Annotated in this window: 18 protein-coding genes; 8 read left to right on the plus strand and 10 right to left on the minus strand. The window is 64.0% G+C overall.

The window, feature by feature from the left end; translation table 11 throughout:
* Positions 1–36 precede the first annotated feature (36 nt).
* From KI612_RS02955 to KI612_RS02965, 3 genes are all read right to left on the minus strand, one after another.
* Positions 37–525, minus strand: a complete 489-nt coding sequence (locus KI612_RS02955) for a hypothetical protein (RefSeq protein WP_226442347.1) — start codon at positions 523–525, stop codon at positions 37–39.
* 262 nt (positions 526–787) lie between these two features.
* The gene (locus KI612_RS02960; protein ID WP_226442348.1) at positions 788–1,570 is read right to left on the minus strand and encodes an SDR family oxidoreductase; all 783 of its coding nucleotides are present in this window, start codon (positions 1,568–1,570) and stop codon (positions 788–790) included.
* A complete protein-coding gene (locus KI612_RS02965; RefSeq protein ID WP_226442349.1) occupies positions 1,567–1,893 on the minus strand; it encodes a nuclear transport factor 2 family protein in 327 nt (108 codons plus the stop codon). Before KI612_RS02965 ends, KI612_RS02960 begins: the two co-directional genes overlap by 4 nt.
* A 124-nt stretch (positions 1,894–2,017) precedes the next feature.
* Here KI612_RS02965 and KI612_RS02970 point away from each other — a divergent pair, with 124 nt between their 5' ends.
* From KI612_RS02970 to KI612_RS02980, 3 genes are all read left to right on the plus strand, one after another.
* The gene (locus tag KI612_RS02970; RefSeq protein ID WP_226442350.1) at positions 2,018–2,362 is read left to right on the plus strand and encodes a winged helix-turn-helix transcriptional regulator; all 345 of its coding nucleotides are present in this window, start codon (positions 2,018–2,020) and stop codon (positions 2,360–2,362) included.
* Between the two features lie 294 nt (positions 2,363–2,656).
* The gene (locus KI612_RS02975) at positions 2,657–4,669 is read left to right on the plus strand and encodes a TonB-dependent receptor (RefSeq protein WP_226442351.1); all 2,013 of its coding nucleotides are present in this window, start codon (positions 2,657–2,659) and stop codon (positions 4,667–4,669) included.
* A gap of 9 nt (positions 4,670–4,678) precedes the next feature.
* Positions 4,679–5,791, plus strand: coding sequence for a PepSY-associated TM helix domain-containing protein (locus KI612_RS02980; protein ID WP_226442352.1), 1,113 nt, complete (start codon positions 4,679–4,681; stop codon positions 5,789–5,791).
* 9 nt (positions 5,792–5,800) lie between these two features.
* On the opposite strand, the gene KI612_RS02985 is transcribed toward KI612_RS02980, so the two are convergent.
* A complete protein-coding gene (locus KI612_RS02985; RefSeq protein WP_226442353.1) occupies positions 5,801–6,424 on the minus strand; it encodes a methyltransferase domain-containing protein in 624 nt (207 codons plus the stop codon).
* Positions 6,425–6,466: 42 nt separating this feature from the next.
* On the opposite strand from KI612_RS02985, the gene hemC reads away from it, so the two are divergent.
* Genes hemC through KI612_RS03010 form a run of 5 tightly spaced genes read left to right on the plus strand, consistent with a single transcriptional unit; the run spans position 6,467 to position 10,652 of the window.
* Positions 6,467–7,402, plus strand: coding sequence for a hydroxymethylbilane synthase (gene hemC / locus KI612_RS02990; RefSeq protein ID WP_226442354.1), 936 nt, complete (start codon positions 6,467–6,469; stop codon positions 7,400–7,402).
* Entirely contained in the window at positions 7,399–8,181 is a 783-nt protein-coding gene (locus tag KI612_RS02995) for a uroporphyrinogen-III synthase (protein WP_226442355.1), read from the plus strand. The genes hemC and KI612_RS02995 overlap by 4 nt, the downstream gene beginning before the upstream one ends.
* Positions 8,182–8,216: 35 nt before the next feature.
* On the plus strand, positions 8,217–9,200 hold the full coding sequence (locus KI612_RS03000) for a uroporphyrinogen-III C-methyltransferase (protein ID WP_226442356.1): 984 nt from the start codon (positions 8,217–8,219) through the stop codon (positions 9,198–9,200).
* Positions 9,197–10,384, plus strand: coding sequence for a heme biosynthesis protein HemY (locus KI612_RS03005; RefSeq protein ID WP_226442357.1), 1,188 nt, complete (start codon positions 9,197–9,199; stop codon positions 10,382–10,384). The genes KI612_RS03000 and KI612_RS03005 overlap by 4 nt, the downstream gene beginning before the upstream one ends.
* A gap of 28 nt (positions 10,385–10,412) precedes the next feature.
* On the plus strand, positions 10,413–10,652 hold the full coding sequence (locus KI612_RS03010) for a hypothetical protein (RefSeq protein ID WP_226442358.1): 240 nt from the start codon (positions 10,413–10,415) through the stop codon (positions 10,650–10,652).
* Positions 10,653–10,738: 86 nt separating this feature from the next.
* Here the strand turns inward: KI612_RS03010 and hemF are convergent, their stop codons facing one another.
* From hemF to dusB, 6 genes are all read right to left on the minus strand, one after another.
* On the minus strand, positions 10,739–11,656 hold the full coding sequence (gene hemF / locus KI612_RS03015) for an oxygen-dependent coproporphyrinogen oxidase (RefSeq protein ID WP_226442359.1): 918 nt from the start codon (positions 11,654–11,656) through the stop codon (positions 10,739–10,741).
* Positions 11,649–13,292 (minus strand): sensor domain-containing diguanylate cyclase, encoded by a 1,644-nt coding sequence (locus KI612_RS03020; RefSeq protein WP_226442360.1) that lies wholly within the window; start codon positions 13,290–13,292, stop codon positions 11,649–11,651. Before KI612_RS03020 ends, hemF begins: the two co-directional genes overlap by 8 nt.
* A 12-nt stretch (positions 13,293–13,304) precedes the next feature.
* Positions 13,305–14,582 (minus strand): phosphoribosylamine--glycine ligase, encoded by a 1,278-nt coding sequence (gene purD, locus KI612_RS03025; protein ID WP_226442361.1) that lies wholly within the window; start codon positions 14,580–14,582, stop codon positions 13,305–13,307.
* Positions 14,583–14,714: 132 nt separating this feature from the next.
* On the minus strand, positions 14,715–16,307 hold the full coding sequence (purH, locus tag KI612_RS03030) for a bifunctional phosphoribosylaminoimidazolecarboxamide formyltransferase/IMP cyclohydrolase (protein WP_226442362.1): 1,593 nt from the start codon (positions 16,305–16,307) through the stop codon (positions 14,715–14,717).
* Between the two features lie 141 nt (positions 16,308–16,448).
* On the minus strand, positions 16,449–16,682 hold the full coding sequence (locus tag KI612_RS03035; protein WP_226442363.1) for a Fis family transcriptional regulator: 234 nt from the start codon (positions 16,680–16,682) through the stop codon (positions 16,449–16,451).
* The gene (gene dusB, locus KI612_RS03040; protein ID WP_226442364.1) at positions 16,679–17,695 is read right to left on the minus strand and encodes a tRNA dihydrouridine synthase DusB; all 1,017 of its coding nucleotides are present in this window, start codon (positions 17,693–17,695) and stop codon (positions 16,679–16,681) included. Before dusB ends, KI612_RS03035 begins: the two co-directional genes overlap by 4 nt.
* Positions 17,696–17,759: the final 64 nt, after the last annotated feature.

Genomic DNA, 17,759 nt, shown 5'->3' on the forward strand with positions numbered 1-17,759 from the left:
GGCGGGGCGTTTGTTCAGGCAAGCGCGGACGGGGGCTCAGTCGCGACCATGACCTTTGCCATGGCCGTGGTCACCGCCACCGCGCCGGTCGTCACGACGGTCCTCGCGGAAGTCACGGCGATCGTCGCGTCGGTCTTCCCGGTAATCGCGGCGATCATCCCGGCGCTCATGGCGAAACTCCTGGCGGCTATGGCCATGCTGTTCGCGGTAGCGCGGTGCGTATTCGTTGCTGTACCAGTCGTCGCGCACGAAATAGACGCGCTCGCCACAGGCCCGGTAACGCCCGCAATATTTGCCCCAATGCTTGGCATGGCCGGGCGGTACGCGCAGGTAAAGCGGCGGACGTCCGACCGGCACCCGCTGGATCATCACCGGTTGCGGGAAGAGCAGGGCCGGCTCCGGGAAGCCGCCGATATCGATACGGCCGTAGAAGCCGGGCTGGCCAATGCTGACCGAAACCTGGGCGGTGGCGGGGGCGCTGAAGACCGCGGCGCCAAGGGTAAGCGCCAGAAGCAGACGTTTCATTTTGTTTTCCTTATGGGGTAGTGCCCGATTAACGCAGCAAGGCGTTGAGTCGCCGACAACGGGGTTGCAACAGATTGTAAGGGCGATTTTCTCGTTGGCGCCCAATCCGGTCTGTCGCTGCTGCGCACACTCTTGGGCGGGGCGCTGAGTCAAGTCGCCGACGCCAAGACGACAAGAGGTGGTGCTTCATCGTCTCTTGTCAGCCCCCGCGCCGCCGCTACGCATGCACTGCTCGATCATGGCATCAGCGGCGCTCTCGGAGTCATGCCGTCGGCACCGTCCCTCCATCAATAACGTACTCGGTGCCGGTGATTGAGGCGGCGCGCGGGGAAACCAGAAAAGTGATCAGGTCGGCGACCTCTTGAGGCCGGGCTGGGCGGCCGAGCGGTATGCCACCCAGCGAATCCATGATGATCTTCTTGCCACCTTCATAGTCGGTCCCTGCCTGATCCGCGAGCCGCCGGGCGAGCTGAACGGCCGCCTCTGTCTCAATCCACCCCGGTGAGACGCGAACGACGCGGATGCCTTTCGGCGTAACTTCCTTCGACAGGCTCTTGCTGTAGGTTGATAACGCCGCTTTCGCCGCCGCATAGGCGGTAGTCGATTCCGCCAGTGGCAGTTCGCGCTGTATCGACGTGACGTGAATGATGACCCCCGATCCCTGCGCGATCATCGAGGGAAGCAGCGCCCGGTCGAGACGCACGGCAGGCATCAGATTCTGGTTGATCGCGGCATCCCATTCACTGTCGTTCAGGGCCAGGAAACCGCCGCCAGGTGCGCTTGAGCCGCCGAGAACGTTGACAATGACATCAATGCCGCCGAGACGGTCGAGAACAGTGTCCGCCACGACCTGGCATCCCTCTGCCGTCATCAGGTCTGCGGCGAGATAGATGACGCCCTCTGGCGAGCTGTCAGGAACCGAACGCGCCGTGGCGACGACCGTCACGCCGGCATTGCGCAAGGACTCGACGACTGACGCGCCAACACCTTTTGTGCCGCCGGTAACGAGTGCTCTGCTGCCGGCAAGTTCAAGGTCAAAGCTCATAGCGTGATTTCCAGGGACGCGATTTTATGGCTTTCGAGTCCGAAGAAAAATCGAAGGTTGACAGGACTGCCGGGGAAGTTGCCAGTAACCCGACAGGTGACGATGGTCTTGCTGCCACTGTCTTCGCATGCAAAGGGCTCGCTCGTGTAGGCGTACTTCTTTGACGAGGCCGCTTTCCATTGCTTGATGGCGGCCAGACCGTTGTGGGTTCGGCCTTCATCCTTTACGACGGCATGCTCAGTGAAGCACCGGGCAATAAACTCTTCGTCATCGCTGCCTGCAGTGAAATAGCGGTCAATGGGCGGGGGTAGTTTGATAGGCATGTGCTTGGCTCCTTCGTGAAAGATCGAATCACCCGGTACGATCCGGATTGCTTAGAAAGAAGGATGTGGGCAAACTCCCAAAACAACAAGAACGCACGAAAAAGTAAGGTACACACTAAACGGTATGGCAAAAGAATGGACGCCCACCTCAGCCGCCGATGGCGTCGAACAGGCTCTCAAGATTCTTGAAGGAAAGTGGAAGCTGGTTATCCTGTTTCATCTGTTCGGCGGCAATTTGCTGCGATTCTCCGAACTGGAAAGGGCGATCCCTGCCATCACGCAGAAGATGCTGATCCAGCAACTTCGGCAAATGGAAGTGGACGGGGTTGTTCGGCGGATCGTCCACCATCAGGTGCCACCAAAAGTCGAATACGGCCTGACCGAATGGGGCCAGGCACTATGCCCTGCACTTGACGCGCTGCTGAAATGGGCCGATCTGCGCCAGGATGGAAATAAGAACGACAGGTGACTGGGCGAAGCCGTTCTCTGAATGGCTGCTTCTGCGGTGCTGAGAGCACGAAAGTCGACCGTGGTTTATTGATTTCATTCCTGTTCCAGCGCATCAGCCATGCTGAAGAAGCAGTATGTCCCCCCTTGCTGCTCTACTAGCTCCCGAAAATGTCCTGAATCCCGCCGTCAACCGTTGCGGCTGCGGCGATATGTCGCAGGGTCTGTCGTGTCAGGCTCTATAGAATCGCGCCTTCTTTTATTCTAATTAAATCAGCATGTTAGTGTTTTCTAATGCTGGTTTTTGGGGGCGGCGGTGTTCAGGATCAAATCTTCTGTTTGCATGGTGTTGCTGGCCTTGGGGTCGCTGGCCCAGGCGGTTGAAAGTGGCGAGGATTCCGCCGTGACGCTGGGTGAGGTTCGCGTCCAGAGCGCGGCGGGCGGCTTGCCGGCGCGCAGCGTGCTGAGTTCGGTCAATCTGCTCGGCAGCGACCAGATCGAGAATCAGAACATCAAGGCGCCGTGGCAGTTGTTCAACCTGATGCCGGGCGTGATGATGACCGAGTTTGGTATGGGCACGACCTCGGGCAAGCTGTCCTTCCGCGCCTTCAACGGCGAGGGCGAGGTCAATGCGGTCAAGCTGCTGATCGACGGCATTCCGAGCAACAGCAACGACGGCAACATGCCTTATCTCGACATGCTGGCACCACTCGATATCGAGTCCATCGAACTGGTCAAGGGCACCAACGATCCGCGCTATGGCCTGCACAACATCGCCGGCAACGCCAACCTGACGACGCGGATCGGCGGCAACTACACCCGTGCCCGCATCGGCCTGGGCAGTTTTGCGACGCGCGACCTGCAACTGAGCAAGGGCATCGAGGAAAACGGCCTGGCCCAGAACTATTTCCTTGCCTACCAGGCGGGTGACGGCTGGCGTGACCATGCCTTCTCGGAGAAGTTTTCCGGTGCCGGCAAGTGGTTCTTCAGTCCGAACGAGGGGCGCAGCAATTTCGGCCTGATCGTGCGCGCCTACCAGCAGGTGGCGCAGGAGGCCGGTTACCTGAGCCCGGCCCAGCTGCGCGCCGACCAGCGTCAGTCGCCGGCGATCAATGAAACCGACGGCGGCGAACGCAAGATGCAGCAGGTCAGCCTGCATGCCGACCACCAGTTTTCGGACCGGCTGTACGCCAGTGCCAAGGCCTATCTGAACCACATCGACGACCGCCGCTGGCTCGATTACGGCCAGGGCACGACGCCGCAGGAACGCGCCATCCAGGAAACCCACAAGGGCGTGATCGGCACGCTGACCTGGCGACCGGTGGTCAGCGGCTTGTACGACCTGGCCATCGAGAGCGGCGTCGATGCCGAGTGGCAGGACAACAGGAGCCAGCGCTACACCATCAGCCAGCGCGTTCGCCTCGCCCAGACGCGCGACCAGCAGTTCGACTTCAACATCGCCGGCGCCTTCGTGCAGGCGGTGATCCGGCCGACCGAGAATCTCAAGATCGTGCCTGCCTACCGGGTCGATACCCTGAACGGTTCCTACCTCAACCAGCTGACCGGTGTGCGTTACGACATGAACGACTATGGCGTGATCGGCCAGCCCAAGCTGAGTGCGCTCTATACCTTCGCGCCGGGCTACAGCGTGTACGGCAATGTCGGGCGCAGCTTCCAGGTGGGCGTCGGCACCGGCAGCTATCACCTGAGCGCGCTGGCCGCCCAGGAGCCGTCGCTCAACGACGGCTGGGAGGCCGGTTTGAAGTTCAAGCCGCTGGCCGGTGTTGAAGGGCGGCTGGCGTTGTGGGAGCAGGTTGCCTCGAACGAAATGCGCCGCATGCTGATGGGCGCCTCGAACGATGTCGAGGCGATCGGCAAGACGCGTCGCCAGGGTATCGATCTCGAACTGTCGGTGCGGGCCGGCGAGAACACGCGTATCTGGGCCTTCTATTCGCACCAGGATTCGAAGATCCTGCAGGCCGGTGCCACCGAGCCGGCCGCGCAGGGGCGCCAGATCGACCATGTGCCGCACTACATCGTGTCGGCCGGCGTCGAGCATCGCCTGCTGCCGGCCCTGCGTGTCTCGGCGACGGTCAACGCGCAAGGGGCTTACTATCTTGAGCGGACCAACGTGACCGAAAAATTCGGTGCCTACACGCTGCTCAACCTGTCGGCCAATTACCAGCTCAATCGCACGACCAGCCTCGACTTCCAGGTGCGCAACGCGACCGACGAGCAGTATGACTACGTCTGGTATTCCGCCGGCAACACCTTCCATTCGCCGGGCGAAGGGCGCAGCTTCTTTGCCGCCCTCAATCTTGCCTACTGAGGCCGGGGCATGACGCGGCAGCGTCGGCGCCGCTTCTGGCTGGCGCTGCATCGCTGGCTCGGCCTGTCGGCCGGGCTGGCTTTCGCGCTGCTCGGGCTGACCGGCAGCATCTTGTGCTTCTACCAGGAGATCGATCTCCTGCTCAATCCGTTGCCGCACCCGATGGCGGCAGTGACGGCCGACTATCGCTGGCAGCCGGTGGCCGATGCCTTGCGGGCCAACTACCCGGACTATGCCGGGCCGTGGCGCATCGAGGTGCCGCTCGCCGCCGGGCGGCCCATCGTCGCCCGCTACTACCGGCCGCCGGAACGCGCCGGCCGCGTCTTCGCGCCGCGCCTGGTGGCGCTTGACCCGACGACGCTGGCTGTGGTCCAGGACCGCTACTGGGGCGATTTCGCGACGACCTGGCTGTTCGACCTGCATTACACGCTGCTCGCCGGTGTGACCGGGCGGGTCGTGCTGGCCTGGTGTGGCGCCGCGCTGCTCGTGGTGCTGGGCATCGGCCTGTGGCTGTGGTGGCCGGCGCCGGGGCGCTGGCGCGAACGCATGCGCCCGCAGCTGCGTCCGGGCAGCGTACGGACGACCTACGACCTGCATGTGCTGAGCGGCGTGTACGGTCTGCCCTTGCTGCTCGTGCTGGTGGTGACCGGGATCGTGCTCGAAGTGCCGGATACCGTGCAGCCGGCGGTCGAATTGCTCGGGCCATTGACCAAGGCGCCGGGCGCCTTGCCGGCCGGGCCTGCGCCTTTGTCGCTCGACGCCGCGCTGGCCGTCGCCCGCAGCCGCTTTCCCGATGGCCGGCCGCGCTGGCTGGAGACGCCGGCACGGCACGGCGGGGTGACGCGGATCAGGCTCGAGCGGCCGGGCGAGCCAAGCCGGCGCTTTCCGCAAAGCACGGTCTGGGTCGGGGCGGCGGCCAGTCCGCTGGCGGTGCGCGATATTGCGGCCGATTCGCCGGCCGACCGTTTCATGGCCTGGCAGCATCCTCTGCACAACGGCGAGGCCTTCGGCCTGCCCGGCCGGATTGCAGTTGCTGTGGCCGGGTTGCTGCCTTTGCTGCTCTTTGTCAGCGGTTTGCTGCGCTGGCGCCAGAAGCGCGCTGCCCGCGCCGGTCGGGACTGAAAGCCGGCCTCAGCGCCGCTGCCAGACCTGCCAGCGTTCGCGTCCGGAAAAGACTGCAATCGAGTCGTCGACCGCTGCATCTTCGATCCGCACGAAATTGGGCGTCAGCAGGGCGTCGAGTTCGTCCGGCAGGATGCCGAAGGGCGGGCCTTTCGGTTGTTCGCAGATGAAGAAGAAACCGGCGAGCAGGGCGCCGCTCGGCAGCAGTTCGGCGACGCGCCGGCCCCAGTCGGCCCACAGTTTGCGCGGCAGGGCGCAGAGGAAGGCGCGTTCGTAGATCAGCTCGAACGGTCGACTGCCGGAAAAGGTGAAAAAGTCGGCGCAGACGAGGTCGACCGCTGTGTCGCCCAAAACTTCGCGCGCCGTGGCGACGGCGACCGGCGAGAAGTCGAGCGCCGTCACCGGCCAGCCGGCGTCGGCCAGATGCACCGCTTCCCAGGCGCTGCCGCAGCCGGGAATCAGTGTGTTGAGCGGCGTCGACCGCTGGCCGACGAAAGCGGCGAGGGCGTTCGGCACCTTGCCGGCATCCCAGGGCGTGACGCCTTCACCGAAGCGCTTGCACCAGAAGTCGGGGTGTTCCGGGCGTTGATGGTCTGCTTTGCTCTGTGCCGGGGAAGTCGGGCTGTCGCTCATGCTAAGATTGCCCTCTTCCCAACCCTTGCTGCGTGCCGTTTCATGTCCGCTCCTTCTAAGATAGTCATCGCTTCCCGCGAATCGCGCCTTGCCATGTGGCAGGCTGTTCATGTCCAGGGCCGTCTGGCCAGTCTGAATCCGGGGGCTGAGGTCGTCATTCTAGGCATGACGACCCAGGGTGACCAGATTCTTGACCGGCCGCTCGCCGAAATCGGCGGCAAGGGTCTGTTTATCAAGGAACTCGAAGTCGCGATGCAGGAGGGCAAGGCCCACCTCGCCGTGCATTCGATGAAGGACGTGCCCATGGTGATGCCGGAAGGTTTCGTGCTGGCCGCCATTTCGGCGCGCGAGAATCCGCGTGACGCCTTCGTTTCGAACAAGTATTCCGGGTTGGACGAGCTGCCGGCCGGCGCCGTGGTCGGTACCTCCAGCCTGCGCCGCGAAGCCATCCTGCGTTCGAAGTACCCGCAGCTGGTGATCAAGAGCTTGCGCGGCAATCTCGATACCCGCCTGAAAAAGCTCGATGCCGGCGAGTACGACGCGATCATCCTGGCTGCCGCCGGCCTGATCCGCCTCGGCCTGGAAAACCGCATCAAAACGGTGTTGACCGCTGAACAGTCGCTGCCGGCTCCCGGCCAGGGCGCGCTCGGCGTCGAACTGCTCGACGGCGCCGCCAACATGCTCGATGTCGTCGCACCGCTCAACGATCCGGAAACCGCCCACTGCGTCAAGGCCGAACGCGCCTTCTCGCGCGCCCTCGGCGGTTCCTGCCAGGTGCCGCTGGGCGGCTACGCGATCATCGACAACGGCCAACTGTGGCTGCGCGGTTTCGTCGCCACTGCCGATGGCAAGGAAATGGTCAGTGCCGAGTTGCGTGGCAATCCGGCCGACGACGAGGCGCTCGGCCTGCAACTGGCCGCCACCCTGCGTGCCCAGGGCGCCGACGCCATCCTGGAAAAGCTCGCCCACTGCAAATGAGTTCCGCCGGCCCGCTTGGCGGCCGAACCATCGTTGTTACCCGGCCCAGGGCGCAGGCAGCGCCGCTGGCCGAGGCGATTGCCGCCGCCGGCGGTAATCCGCTGATCTTCCCCCTGCTCGAAATTGCGCCGGCCGCCGATCCGGCGCCGCTCGCCGCGGCCATTGCCGATTTGCCGCAATACAGCCTCGCCGTTTTCATCAGCCCGAATGCGGTCGACCATGCCGTACCGGCCATTTTGGCCCGCGGGGCGTGGCCGGCCGGCTTGCGTCCGGCCGCGGTCGGGCCGGGCACGGTCAAGGCCTTGGCGGCGCATGGCATTGCCAACTGCCTGGTGCCGGCCGAGCGTTTCGATTCGGAAGCCCTGCTTGAGTTGCCGGAACTCGCCGCTGCAGCGGTCGACGGTCGGCGAGTGGCCATTTTCCGCGGTGACGGCGGTCGCGAATTGCTCGCCGCCACGCTGCGCCAGCGTGGCGCGACGGTCGATTGCATCACCTGTTATCAACGCTCCGGCCCGACGGCCGGCGCCGACGAATTGCTCGCCGCCTGGCGCGCCGGGCGGCTTGACGCGCTCACCGTGTCGAGCAGCGAAGGCCTGCGCCATCTGTGCGAATTGCTCGACGGCGCAGGCATGGCCTGCCTGCGCGCCACGCCGCTTTTCGTGCCGCATGCCCGTATTGCCGAAAGTGCGCGCGCCCTCGGCCTCGACAAAATTATCCTCACCGCAGCAGCGGACGCCGGCATCATCGCCGGCTTAGTTGCTTATAATTGGCTGGCATGATGTCCGAAAACGATCAAACTCCCCCTCCCGCCGCGATGCCTGTTTCTGCTCCCGCTCCCGTTGCCGCGCGTTCGGCCCGCTCCGCGATCGCCCTGGCAATTGCCGTCATCGCGCTGCTGCTGGCCGGCTGGCAATGGTTTGAAAGCCGTGCGCGGCTGGCCGATGTGACTGCCGCCAGCCTGGAAGCGCGTGGCGCGCAAAAGGAAGTGCACGAGCAGTTCGAGGCGCTGCAAGTCCGGATGGGCGCGCTCGAAGCGCGGCTGACCGAATTCCAGGGCCAGGGCGCTGCCTTGCAGGGGCTTTACCAGGAAATCGCACATAACCGCGAGGATGCGACCCTGCTCGAAGTCGAGCAGGCCATCACGCTGGCCAGCCAGCAGCTGCAACTGGCCGGTAATGTGCCGGTCGCGGTGCTCGCCTTGCAGACCGCCGACCTGCGTCTGGCGCGTCTCGATCCGGCCCGTTACCTGCCGCTGCGCAAGGCGCTGGCCAAGGATCTGGCGCAATTGAACGGCCTGGTCATGGTCGATGTGCCGGGCATCAGCCTGCGTCTCGAGCAGGTCCTGCTCAATGCCGACAAGTTGCCACTGGTGGCTGACGGTCGACCCGTCGTCAAAGCCGAAAATGCCGCCCCGGCCGCGCCGCTGACCTGGTGGCAACGCCTGGGTGCTGCCGCCGGCGAAGAGTTCAAGGGCCTGGTGCGTATCCAGCGCTTCGACCGCAGCGAGCCGGTCCTGCTGGCACCCGGCCAGGACTTCTTCCTGCGCGAAAATCTCAAGCTGCGCCTGCTCAATGCCCGTCTGGCATTGCTCTCGCGTGATTCCTCCACCTTCCGCGCCGAACTGGCGGTCGCCCAGTCCTGGCTGACCCGCCATTTCGATGCCGCCGACAAGGCCGTACAGGCAACCCAAGCCAGTCTGCGCCAGATGGCCGGCAGCGAGCTGAATGCCGCACTGCCCGACCTCGGTGCCAGCCTGTCGGCCGTGCGTGCCCTGCGTACCGGCAAGGAAAAGCGGTGAAGAGCCTGTTCTGGATCCTGGCGCTGTTTGCCGCCGCCGTGGCCTTGGCGCTCGGCGCGCGCATGAACGACGGCTACCTGCTGCTGGTGCTGCCGCCCTGGCGCATCGAAATCTCGCTCAACCTGTTCATCCTGCTGCTGGTGCTGGGTTTTGTCGGTGTCTATGCCGCCCTGCGCACTTTCTTCCTGACTGCCGGCATGCCGCAGCGGGCCCGCGAATATCGTGAGCGCCGCCAGAAGGAGCGCGCCAGTCTGGTTTTCCAGGATGCCGTCCGCCTGCTCTTTGAAGGCCGTTTCGGCCAGGCCCTGAAAAAGGCGAGCGAAGCGCATGCGGCTGGTACGGCGCCTGGCCTGTCGGCCCTGATCGCGGCACGTGCCGCACAGCGCATGCGCGAAGGCGGCAAGCAGCGAGGCTGGATGCAGCGCGCCAAGCTTGACGATCCGCGCACCGAAGCGGCGACGCTGATGCTCGAAGCCGAAATGATGAACGAGGCGCGCCGCTTCGATGAGGCGCTGGTCGCGCTCGAACGCCTGCAGGCGACGCATGGCCGCCATATTGCCGCCCTGCGTCTGGAGCTGCGGGCGCGCCAGGGGGCGGGAGACTGGGATGGCGTGCTCAAGCTGGTGCGCCAACTTGCCAAACGCGATGCCTTGCCGCTCGAAGTGGTCAGCGAAATCAAGGTGCAGGCGCATCTCGCCAATATTGCCCGGCATGCCGCTGATCTCGGCGAGTTGAGCGCATACCTGCGCGGCATTGCTGCTGACGAGCGCGACTGGCGCATTATTTTGGCTGCGGCGCGGGCGTTGACCGCGCAGGGCGCTGATGCCGAAGCGCAGAAGCAGATCGAGTCGGTGCTTGTCGATGCGGCTCCCGAGTCCGCCTGGCAGCCTGAATTGCTGGTCATCTACGGTCGCCTGGCCGGTGGCGAGCAGACGGCGCGCATTGCCCGTGCCGAAGCCTGGCTGCGCCAGCATCCGGATGATGCCGTGCTGCTCCTGGCGCTGGGCCGGATGTGTTTGCGCCAGCGCCTGTGGGGCAAGGCGCAGAGTTATCTCGAAGCATCACTGGCGGTGGCGGAGTCGCAGGAGGCGCATCTGGAACTGGCCCGCCTGTTCGATCTGCTGGAGCGCAGCGAAGAAGCCAACCAGCATTACCGGGCGAGTGCCGGATCAGAAGTGCATTAGCCTGAAATAAAACAGGAGCGAGGGGAAAATGCTGAATATCGACATGCGCAAGATTTACAACTTTTACCCGCTCGATCCGGCGCCCGATGCCGCCAATCTGCCGAGCGGCGGCGATCTCTACTACGAATGCACCGAGTGCCAGGTCATCGTCAATTCGGTGCCGCACATCAAGTCTGCCTGCGCCTGCGGCAACCTGGCCGGCAGCGGTGGCAAGCTGGACGTGAAAAACCCGGAACAGGTCCGGGTTGTGCGGGGCAAGCTGAAGTAGGATCGAGGATCGAGGATCGAGGATCGAGGATCGAGGATCGAGGGCGGGTCTGCTTTTGCTAACAGCTCGATCCTGAATCCTGGATCCTAAATAGCTACCCAGTCCTGAGGTTTGAGGAAGACCTCATACAACTCGGCTTCCGGCGTGCCGGCTTCCGGCTGCCAGTCGTAGCGCCATTTGACGATGGGCGGCAGCGACATCAGGATGGATTCGGTGCGCCCGCCCGACTGCAGGCCGAACAGCGTGCCGCGGTCCCAAACCAGGTTGAACTCGACATAACGGCCGCGCCGGTAAGCCTGGAAGTCACGTTCGCGCTCGCCGTAAGGCACGTCGCGCCGCTTGGCCAGTACCGGCAGGTAAGCCTGCGTGAAGGCGTTGCCGACCGCCTGGGTCAGGCTGAAACAGCGCTCGAAATCGCCTTCGTTGAGGTCGTCGAAGAAAACGCCGCCGACGCCGCGCGGCTCGTTGCGGTGTTTGAGGAAGAAATACTCGTCGCACCAGGCCTTGTACTTCGGATAGACCGCGTCGCCGAAGGGCGCCAGCGCATCCTTGCAGGTCTGGTGAAAATGGACCACATCTTCGCGTTGACCGTAATAGGGCGTCATGTCCATGCCGCCGCCGAACCACCAGACATCGGCTTCGCCTTCCTTGCGTGCGACGAAGCAGCGCACGTTCATGTGCGCCGTCGGGCAGTAGGGATTGCGCGGATGCAGGACCAGCGAGACGCCCATCGCTTCCCAGGAACGGCCGGCCAGTTGCGGCCGGACGGCGGTTGCCGAGGCAGGCAGAGAGCTGCCGGTGACGTGCGAAAAATTGACACCGCCGCGCTCGAAGAAATTGCCTTCCTCGATCAGGCGCGAGGTGCCGCCGCCGCCTTCCGGGCGAACCCAGCTGTCGGTGCGGAAGGCTTGGCCATCGAAGGCTTCCAGTTCAGCAACGATGCGGGCCTGCAGGCCGGTGAAGAAATCCTTGAGGCGGGTGGTGGGGACGCTTTGTTCAGACATGTTTGCTGCCGGTAAGGTGGGAGGAGGCGCTATAAACTGCGTAGCGATTGCGTCCGGCCGCTTTGGCGCGATACATCGCCACGTCGGCCTGGCTCATCAACTGGCTGGCGGTCACTGATTCGGCCTGCTGGATTTCGCAGATGACAATGCCGATCGATGTGCCGACGGACAGTGCCAGGTCGCCGATCACGACTGGCCTGGACAAGGCGAGCAGGCATTGCTCGGCGACTCTTTCTGCCGCTTCGAGTGGATTGTCGGCCGGGCTGAGCAGGATCAGGAATTCGTCGCCGCCCAGGCGGCCGACCGTATCCGCGGCGCGTACGCAGAGCCGCAGGCGGCGGGCGATCTCGATCAGCAGCAAGTCGCCGATCTGATGCCCATGATTGTCGTTGACCTTCTTGAAGTCATCGAGATCGAGGAAAAGTACGGCCAGGCTGTGCTGGGCACGCGGCATCTGCTTGATGCCGTTTTCAAGGCGGTCGGTGAGCAGCAGCCGGTTGGGCAAGCCGGTCAGGATGTCGTGATGCGCCATTTCGGCGAGGCGGTATTCCTGCTCCTGCAGTTTGCCCTGCAGGCGATTGAAGCTGTTGGCGACGTCGGCCACTTCGTCGGCGGAGCGGGTTTCGACCGGGTGCATCGCGCGGGTGCCTTCCGCCATGTCGCGCAGTTCGCCGGCCAGCGTGGCGAGCGGCTGCAACAGGCGGCTCAGTGCGGCGAGCAGCATGATCACAATCGGCAGTGCGAGCAGGGCGGTGATCAGCAGCAGATTGCGCAGGGTGTTGGCAACGGCTGCGAAGGCCTCGTTGCCCGGCTGGCGGGCGATCAGCAGCCAGCGCGGCTGGGGCACCTCGACAATGGTGACGAGTTCTTCCTCGCCGGCTGCATTGGCAATGATGCGGATGCCGCGCCTGCCATCGATGGCCTGCTCGATCACCGGGTCTTCGCCGGCGTCAGGCAAGGGTACTACCGTTGTGTTCTTGTCCGAGGTCAGCGCAAAAATCCGGTGGCGTGGCGAGATCAATTGGTAACTGCCCTGGGTGCCCGGCCTGACGCCCTGGATCAGGTCGAGAAAGCCGGGCGTGGCCAGCGGTGTCACGCCGGCCAGGATGCCGAGCAGGTTGTTCTGCGGGTCGAAGATGGGGACCGCGACAACCAGTGCCGGTTCTTTCGTGGCACGGGCGATCAGGGGCTTGCTGATGACCGCTTCGCGGCTGGCGATGACGTCGATGAACCAGTCGCGGTCAGTAAAGGATTTGGGGCGGGTTTTCAGGCGCGGCGTATCGGCCAGCGGCGGGCCGCCATCGGGTGGAATGACGATCAGCCCGGTCGGGAACAGGGTGTGGATGGCCTTGCGGTCCTCCAGCCAGGTTTGCAGCGCTGCCGGATCAGTAAACAGCTCGGGTGGCATGTTGAGCGCCACACGCTTCAGGCTTTCGCGACGCAATGTAATCTTGCCGTCGATGTCGCGGGCAATGTAGTTGGCGGCGGTCAGTTGCTGCTGCGAGACAAGATCCTGCATGTCGTCATGCAGGATCTTGGTGGCAAACAGCGATATCAGCGTGATGCCGGCCAGAAACAGCAGGCCGGCAACGACAGCAATCCGTGTCTTGAGACTGCTGCCCAAGTGCAAGGTCATTACGCCGGCAACTTAGCGGGAAATGGCGCGGTAGCCAATGTCCTTGCGGAACTGCATGCCGTCGAAATGGATCTGCACCGCCGATTCGTAAGCCAGCTTCTGGGCCAGCTTGACGTTCTCGCCCAGCGCCGTGACGCAGAGCACGCGGCCACCGCTGGTCACGACCTGGCCATCGGCCTCGGTGGTGCCGGCGTGGAAGACGTGGGCATCCTCGCCGAAGCTGTTGCCGTTCGGCAAGCCGGTGATCTGGTCGCCCTTGCGCGGGGTGTCCGGATAGTTGGCGGCAGCGAGCACAACGCCGAGCGCGACGCGGCGATCCCATTCCGCTTCGACCTGGTCGAGCTTGCCGTCGATGGCGTGTTCGAGCAGATCGACGAAGTCGGACTTCAGGCGCATCAGGATCGGCTGGGTTTCCGGGTCGCCCATGCGGCAGTTGAATTCCAGGGTCTTGACCGAGCCGTCCTTGTTGATCATCAGGCCGGCGTAGAGGAAGCCGGTGAACGGAATGCCGTCGGCCGCCATGCCGCGTACGGTCGGCAGGATGATCTCGCGCATGGCCTTGGCGTGCACTTCCGGCGTCACGCACGGGGCCGGGGAGTAAGCGCCCATGCCGCCGGTGTTGGGGCCGGTGTCGCCGTCGCCGATGCGCTTGTGATCCTGGCTGGAAGCCAGGGCGAGCACGTTCTTGCCATCGACCATGACGATGAAGCTGGCTTCCTCGCCGTCGAGGAATTCCTCGATGACGACGCGGGCACCGGCCTCGCCCAGCTTGTTGCCGGACAGCATGTCGTCGATCGCGGCATGCGCTTCTTCCAGGCTCATCGCAACGACGACGCCCTTGCCGGCAGCCAGGCCGTCGGCCTTGATGACGATCGGTGCGCCCTTGGCGTCGATGTAGGCGTGCGCAGCGGTCGACTCGGTAAATGTGGCAAATTCCGCGGTCGGAATGTTGTGGCGGGCCATGAAGCGCTTGGCGAAATCCTTCGAGGATTCGAGCTGGGCCGCTTCCTTGGTCGGGCCGAAGATCTTCAGGCCACGGGCGCGGAAAACATTGACCACGCCGGCAGCGAGCGGCGCTTCCGGGCCGACCACGGTGAGGTGGATCTTGTTCTGCTCGGCAAAATCCGCCAGCGCCACCGGATCGGTGATGTTGATGTTTTGCAGCTCATGCTCGCGCGCCGTGCCGGCATTGCCCGGTGCGACGAAGACCTTCTGCATGCCGGGCGTCCTGGCGAGGCGCCAGGCCATGGCGTGCTCGCGGCCGCCGGAACCGATGACTAGTAGATTCATGGGGTGTTTCCTTGTCGTTATATCCGAGGCGATTTCGTGGCCGGCAAGGCCGTGACGCGAAGACGAGCCGAAGACAGTGCTGTTGCACGGCGAGGCGAAGTCGACAAAGTCACGGCGTGGCCGGGCGCGAAATCAGTGGCGGAAGTGGCGGGCGCCGGTGAAAACCATCGCAATGCCGTGTTCGTCGGCGGCTGCAATGACTTCCTCGTCGCGCATCGAGCCGCCCGGCTGGATGACGGCCTTGGCACCGGCTTCGGCCAGCACGTCGACGCCGTCACGGAACGGGAAGAAGGCGTCGGACGCGACGACCGAGCCGGCCAGGTCGAGACCGGCATGCTGCGCCTTGATGCTGGCAATCTTGGTCGAATCGACGCGGCTCATCTGGCCGGCGCCAACGCCCAGCGTCATGCCATTGCCGCAGAAGACGATGGCGTTGGACTTGACGAACTTGGCGACGCGTTCGGCGAAGAGCAGGTCTTCGATTTGCTGCGCGGTCGGCTGCACCTTGGTGACGATCTTCAGGCCGGAGGCCTGGGCCGTGAAATTGTCCGGCGTCTGGACCAGCAGGCCGCCGCCGACGCGCTTGTATTCAAGGGCGTTGAGTTGGCGCGAGATCGGCACGACCAGCACGCGCAGGTTGGCCTTGGCGGCCAGCGCAGCCTTGGCTTCGGCGGTGAAGGCCGGGGCGATCAGCACTTCGACGAAGTGCTTGCGTTCATTCATGGCGTTGACGACGTCGATGCCGACTTCGCCGTTGAAGGCGATGATGCCGCCGAAGGCCGAGGTCGAATCGGTCTTGAACGACTTTTCGTAGGCGCCGAGCAGCGTGCCGTCGATGGCGACGCCACACGGGTTGGCATGCTTGACGATGACGCAGGCCGGGGCGTCGAAGGACTTGACGCATTCCCAGGCGGCATCGGAGTCGGCGATGTTGTTGTAGGACAGTTCCTTGCCCTGCAGTTGGGTGTAGGCGGCGATGCTGCCGGCAACCGGGTTGGTTTCGCGGTAGAAGGCGGCCGACTGGTGCGAGTTTTCGCCGTAACGCAGGATTTCCGTGCGGTCGAAGGCGAGTTGCAGCTTGGCCGGGAAGATGGCCGGGACCGGCGCGGCTTCGGCCGGCTTGGCTTCGGCGCCTTCGGCTAGGCCGGTCAGCCAGTTGGCGATCATGCTGTCGTAGCGGGCGGTGTGGGTGAAGGCCTTCTTGGCCAGACCGAAACGCGTCGCCAGTTGCAGGGCGCCGCCGTTGGCTTTCATCTCGGCGAGCAGCGGGGCGTAGTCTTCCGGATCGGTGACGATGGCCACGCCGTTGTAGTTCTTGGCCGAAGAACGGACCATGGCCGGGCCGCCGATGTCGATGTTCTCGATCGCGTCTTCCAGCGTCACGCCGGCCTTGGCGATGGTCGCCGCAAACGGGTAGAGATTGACACAGACCAGGTCGATCATCGGAATGCCGTGCTGTTCGATGGTCGCCAGGTGTTCCGGCAGGTCGCGTCGGGCCAGGATGCCGCCATGCACCTTCGGGTGCAGGGTCTTGACGCGGCCGTCGAGCATTTCCGGGAAACCGGTGTAGTCGCCTATTTCGGTCACGGTCAAGCCGGCATCGCGCAGCATTTTCGCGGTGCCGCCGGTGGACAGCAGCTTGACGCCTTGGGCGGCAAGGCCCTGGGCGAATTCGAGAACACCCGTCTTGTCGGAGACGGAAATCAGCGCTTGTTTGATGGTCATATTAGGATCGAGTGATTAGGAATTAGGAACGAGTGGTCAGGATGCAGGATCGAGCGATTAGGATTCAGGATCGAGTTGCCCAGGAGTTAGGGGGCCTACTAACAGCTAATGGCTGGATCCTCGATCCTGGAAGCTTGATCCTTAGAGCAACTGGTGTTCGGTGAGTTTCTTGCGCAGGGTGTTGCGGTTGATGCCGAGCATCTCCGCCGCCAGCGTCTGATTGCTGCCGGCCTTGGCCAGAACGACCTCGAGCATCGGCTTTTCGACGCTGCGCAGGACCATGTCATAGATCGCGCCCGGTTTTTCCCCATCCAGGTCGCGGAAGTACTGCTCCAGTGCGTTGATCACGCACCGCCCCAAATCATGTTGGCTCATGCTGCCAACGCCTCCTCTGAAATATATTTAAGATGTTCGTGCGCTTCTGCCTGTTGGTGGAAGAAGTCGTTCACTGCCTGCATCTGTTGTTCGATGCTCGGCAAAGTGTTCATTTCCTTGCGGAAGGCCGCTGAGCCAACCAGCCCCTTGGTGTACCAGGAGATGTGCTTGCGGGCGACCTTGAAGCCGGTTTCCGGGCCGTAGAAGTCGTACAGGTCGACCAGGTGGGCCTTGAGGATTTCGTGAATCTCGGTGACCTTGGCCGGCGGCAGGTGCTCGCCGGTTTTCAGGTAGTGCTCGATCTCGCGGAACAGCCAGGGGCGGCCCTGGGCGGCGCGACCGATCATGACGCCGTCGGCACCGGTGACGTCGAGTACGTGCCTGGCCTTTTCCGGGCTGGTGATGTCGCCGTTGGCGATGACCGGGATGTTGATCAGCGTCTTGACCATGGCGATGGTGTCGTACTCGGCTTCGCCGGTGTACTGCTGGCAGCGCGTCCGGCCGTGGATGGCAACGGCGCGCACGCCGGCCGCTTCGGCAATACGGGCGATGGTCGGCGCGTTGCGGTTGGCGAGATTCCAGCCGGTACGGAATTTCAGCGTCACCGGGGTGTCGGGAATGGCGCCGACCACGGCATCGAGGATCTGGCCGACCAGCTTTTCGTCCTGCATCAGCGCCGAGCCGGCCATCACGTTGCAGACCTTCTTGGCCGGGCAACCCATGTTGATGTCAATGATCTGGGCGCCGTTGTCCACGTTGTGGCGGGCGGCCTCGGCCATCATCTTCGGATCGGCGCCGGCGATCTGCACCGAGATCGGCGCGACTTCACCCTGGTGATTGGCGCGGCGCAGCGTCTTGGCGCTGCCGTAAAGCAGCGAGTTGGACGTGACCATTTCGGACACGGCCAGGCCGGCGCCCATCTTCTTGCACAACTGGCGGAAAGGACGGTCGGTCACGCCAGCCATGGGCGCGACAAACAGGTTGTTGCGAAGCGTGAAACCGACAAAATCCATGGGCGAGCGAGGGCGCGAGGCGAATCAAGGGAAGCCGCACATTTTACCCGAGTCGGCGCTTAAA

Source organism: Quatrionicoccus australiensis, assembly GCF_020510525.1.
GTDB lineage: Bacteria > Pseudomonadota > Gammaproteobacteria > Burkholderiales > Rhodocyclaceae > Azonexus > Azonexus australiensis_B.

Bases quoted from the DNA above. Each gene is read 5' to 3' on its own strand.
- KI612_RS02995 (WP_226442355.1), top strand. From the start codon at position 7,399: ATGAGTTCCGCCGGCCCGCTTGGCGGCCGAACCATCGTTGTTACCCGG.
- KI612_RS02970 (WP_226442350.1), top strand. From the start codon at position 2,018: ATGGCAAAAGAATGGACGCCCACCTCAGCCGCCGATGGCGTCGAACAG.
- KI612_RS02980 (WP_226442352.1), top strand. From the start codon at position 4,679: ATGACGCGGCAGCGTCGGCGCCGCTTCTGGCTGGCGCTGCATCGCTGG.
- KI612_RS03020 (WP_226442360.1), bottom strand. From the start codon at position 13,292: ATGACCTTGCACTTGGGCAGCAGTCTCAAGACACGGATTGCTGTCGTT.
- purH (WP_226442362.1), bottom strand. From the start codon at position 16,307: ATGACCATCAAACAAGCGCTGATTTCCGTCTCCGACAAGACGGGTGTT.
- KI612_RS03010 (WP_226442358.1), top strand. From the start codon at position 10,413: ATGCTGAATATCGACATGCGCAAGATTTACAACTTTTACCCGCTCGAT.
- KI612_RS03035 (WP_226442363.1), bottom strand. From the start codon at position 16,682: ATGAGCCAACATGATTTGGGGCGGTGCGTGATCAACGCACTGGAGCAG.
- hemC (WP_226442354.1), top strand. From the start codon at position 6,467: ATGTCCGCTCCTTCTAAGATAGTCATCGCTTCCCGCGAATCGCGCCTT.
- KI612_RS02960 (WP_226442348.1), bottom strand. From the start codon at position 1,570: ATGAGCTTTGACCTTGAACTTGCCGGCAGCAGAGCACTCGTTACCGGC.
- KI612_RS02985 (WP_226442353.1), bottom strand. From the start codon at position 6,424: ATGAGCGACAGCCCGACTTCCCCGGCACAGAGCAAAGCAGACCATCAA.
- KI612_RS03000 (WP_226442356.1), top strand. From the start codon at position 8,217: ATGCCTGTTTCTGCTCCCGCTCCCGTTGCCGCGCGTTCGGCCCGCTCC.
- purD (WP_226442361.1), bottom strand. From the start codon at position 14,582: ATGAATCTACTAGTCATCGGTTCCGGCGGCCGCGAGCACGCCATGGCC.
- KI612_RS02965 (WP_226442349.1), bottom strand. From the start codon at position 1,893: ATGCCTATCAAACTACCCCCGCCCATTGACCGCTATTTCACTGCAGGC.
- dusB (WP_226442364.1), bottom strand. From the start codon at position 17,695: ATGGATTTTGTCGGTTTCACGCTTCGCAACAACCTGTTTGTCGCGCCC.
- KI612_RS02955 (WP_226442347.1), bottom strand. From the start codon at position 525: ATGAAACGTCTGCTTCTGGCGCTTACCCTTGGCGCCGCGGTCTTCAGC.
- hemF (WP_226442359.1), bottom strand. From the start codon at position 11,656: ATGTCTGAACAAAGCGTCCCCACCACCCGCCTCAAGGATTTCTTCACC.